A 3,337-nucleotide genomic window follows, 5' to 3' on the forward strand; every position below is an offset into this window, starting at 1 on the left:
AGCAGGGGGTCGTCGGTTCGATCCCGTCATCCTCCACCACCGCTTACGAGCGGTGCGAAACGCCTGGTACCTTGGTTTGGTTGTCAAAGGAAAGCGTTCGAGCGAATGCTTCCCTTTGGCATTGCCAAGCGATCGCAAGATCGGCTGTTCTTTAACAATATGGGATGTAGTAAAGGTGTCGCGGTGCTTTGATGAGAAGCACAGTAGTTAAACGCGATACCGGGTTGTGATTGTATCAACCAAAATGTATTTAAAGTGATCGAAAGATGACTTGGAATACGGCACAAATGCGAGAACTCAACCTGTAGTGAGCGTGTCCTCGAGACACACTTGTTATAGGGTCAAGCGAACAAGTGCATGTGGTGGATGCCTTGGCGATCACAGGCGATGAAGGACGCGGTAGCCTGCGAAAAGCTTCGGGGAGCTGGCAAACAAGCTTTGATCCGGAGATGTCCGAATGGGGAAACCCGGCCCGTATGGGTCATCCCACACTGAATTCATAGGTGTGGGAAGCGAACGCGGCGAACTGAAACATCTAAGTAGCTGCAGGAACAGAAATCAACCGAGATTCCCAAAGTAGTGGCGAACGAAATGGGAAGAGCCTTGTACTCTTTAGCAGTGGTGTTAGCAGAACGGGATGGAAAGCCCGGCCATAGCAGGTGATAGCCCTGTATGCGAAAACACGATTGTGGAACTAGGTGTACGACAAGTAGGGCGGGACACGTGAAATCCTGTCTGAAGATGGGGGGACCATCCTCCAAGGCTAAATACTCGTGATCGACCGATAGTGAACCAGTACCGTGAGGGAAAGGCGAAAAGAACCCCGGGAGGGGAGTGAAATAGATCCTGAAACCGCATGCATACAAACAGTCGGAGCCCTTTCGGGGGTGACGGCGTACCTTTTGTATAATGGGTCAGCGACTTACATTCAGTGGCAAGCTTAACCGATTAGGGCAGGCGTAGCGAAAGCGAGTCCGAACAGGGCGTTGAGTCGCTGGGTGTAGACCCGAAACCAGATGATCTATCCATGGCCAGGTTGAAGGTGCGGTAACACGTACTGGAGGACCGAACCCACTAACGTTGAAAAGTTAGGGGATGAGCTGTGGATAGGGGTGAAAGGCTAAACAAATCTGGAAATAGCTGGTTCTCTCCGAAAACTATTTAGGTAGTGCCTCGTGTCTCACCTTCGGGGGTAGAGCACTGTCATGGTTGGGGGGTCTATTGCTGATTACCCCGCCATAGCAAACTCCGAATACCGAAGAGTGCAATCACGGGAGACAGACATCGGGTGCTAACGTCCGGTGTCAAGAGGGAAACAACCCAGACCGCCAGCTAAGGTCCCCAAATATAGCTAAGTGGGAAACGAAGTGGGAAGGCTAAAACAGTCAGGAGGTTGGCTTAGAAGCAGCCACCCTTTAAAGAAAGCGTAATAGCTCACTGATCGAGTCGTCCTGCGCGGAAGATGTAACGGGGCTAAGCTATATACCGAAGCTGCGGACGCGTGCGCTCCTTTAAGTGCACCAAGCTTGTCGATGCGCAGCATCGACAAAGCCACCAACAATGATCGATGGTGGTTGTGCTAGTGGATTTAAAGGAGCGTACGCGTGGTAGGAGAGCGTTCTGTAAGCCTGTGAAGGTGTCTTGTAAAGGATGCTGGAGGTATCAGAAGTGCGAATGCTGACATGAGTAGCGATAAAGGGGGTGAAAGGCCCCCTCGCCGTAAGCCCAAGGTTTCCTACGCAACGTTCATCGGCGTAGGGTGAGTCGGCCCCTAAGGCGAGGCAGAGATGCGTAGCTGATGGGAAGCAGGTTAATATTCCTGCACCGTCGTATGATGCGATGGGGGGACGGATCGCGGAAGGTTGTCCGGGTGTTGGAAGTCCCGGTCCCTGCATTGGAGAAGGCGCTCAGGCAAATCCGGGCGCGGGATTCAAGGATGTGGGGCGAGCGGCCTAGTGCTGCGAAGCAATTGGAAGTGGTTCCAAGAAAAGCCTCTAAGCTTCAGTCATACGAGACCGTACCGCAAACCGACACAGGTGGGCGAGATGAGTATTCTAAGGCGCTTGAGAGAACTCGGGAGAAGGAACTCGGCAAATTGGTACCGTAACTTCGGGATAAGGTACGCCCTGGTAGCTTGACTGGCCTGCGCCAGAAGGGTGAAGGGGTTGCAATAAAATGGTGGCTGCGACTGTTTAATAAAAACACAGCACTCTGCAAACACGAAAGTGGACGTATAGGGTGTGACGCCTGCCCGGTGCCGGAAGATTAAATGATGGGGTGCAAGCTCTTGATTGAAGTCCCGGTAAACGGCGGCCGTAACTATAACGGTCCTAAGGTAGCGAAATTCCTTGTCGGGTAAGTTCCGACCTGCACGAATGGCGTAACGATGGCCACACTGTCTCCTCCCGAGACTCAGCGAAGTTGAAGTGTTTGTGATGATGCAATCTCCCCGCGGCTAGACGGAAAGACCCCATGAACCTTTACTGTAGCTTTGCATTGGACTTTGAACCGATCTGTGTAGGATAGGTGGGAGGCTTTGAAGCGTGGACGCCAGTTCACGTGGAGCCGTCCTTGAAATACCACCCTGGTTTGTTTGAGGTTCTAACCTTGGCCCGTGAATCCGGGTCGGGGACAGTGCATGGTAGGCAGTTTGACTGGGGCGGTCTCCTCCCAAAGTGTAACGGAGGAGTTCGAAGGTACGCTTGGTACGGTCGGACATCGTACCTAAAGTGCAATGGCAAAAGCGTGCTTAACTGCGAGACCGACAAGTCGAGCAGGTGCGAAAGCAGGACATAGTGATCCGGTGGTTCTGAATGGAAGGGCCATCGCTCAACGGATAAAAGGTACTCTGGGGATAACAGGCTGATACCGCCCAAGAGTTCATATCGACGGCGGTGTTTGGCACCTCGATGTCGGCTCATCTCATCCTGGGGCTGTAGCCGGTCCCAAGGGTATGGCTGTTCGCCATTTAAAGAGGTACGTGAGCTGGGTTTAAAACGTCGTGAGACAGTTTGGTCCCTATCTGCCGTGGGCGTTGGAATCTTGACGGGGGCTGCTCCTAGTACGAGAGGACCGGAGTGGACGTACCGCTGGTGTACCTGTTGTCTCGCCAGAGGCATCGCAGGGTAGCTATGTACGGAAGAGATAACCGCTGAAAGCATCTAAGCGGGAAACTCGCCTGAAGATGAGGATTCCCTGGAGGCTTGACCTCCTTGAAGGGTCGTTCGAGACCAGGACGTTGATAGGCTGGGTGTGGAAGCGCAGTAATGCGTTAAGCTAACCAGTACTAATTGCCCGTAAGGCTTGATCCTATAACCAGTGTGTTTCACCTGGTGAG

1 tRNA gene and 1 rRNA gene (1 of these 2 cut by a window edge) are annotated in these 3,337 nt (G+C 52.9%); both read left to right on the forward strand.

What is annotated here, in order from left to right:
* A tRNA-Ala gene (locus CBM2588_RS21805) sits at nt 1-39 on the forward strand; it begins 37 nt to the left of the window's first position.
* A gap of 300 nt (nt 40-339) precedes the next feature.
* Nucleotides 340-3,311, forward strand: a 23S ribosomal RNA gene (locus tag CBM2588_RS21810).
* Nucleotides 3,312-3,337 lie beyond the last annotated feature (26 nt).

Source organism: Cupriavidus taiwanensis (genome assembly GCF_900250075.1).
Lineage (GTDB): Bacteria > Pseudomonadota > Gammaproteobacteria > Burkholderiales > Burkholderiaceae > Cupriavidus > Cupriavidus taiwanensis_C.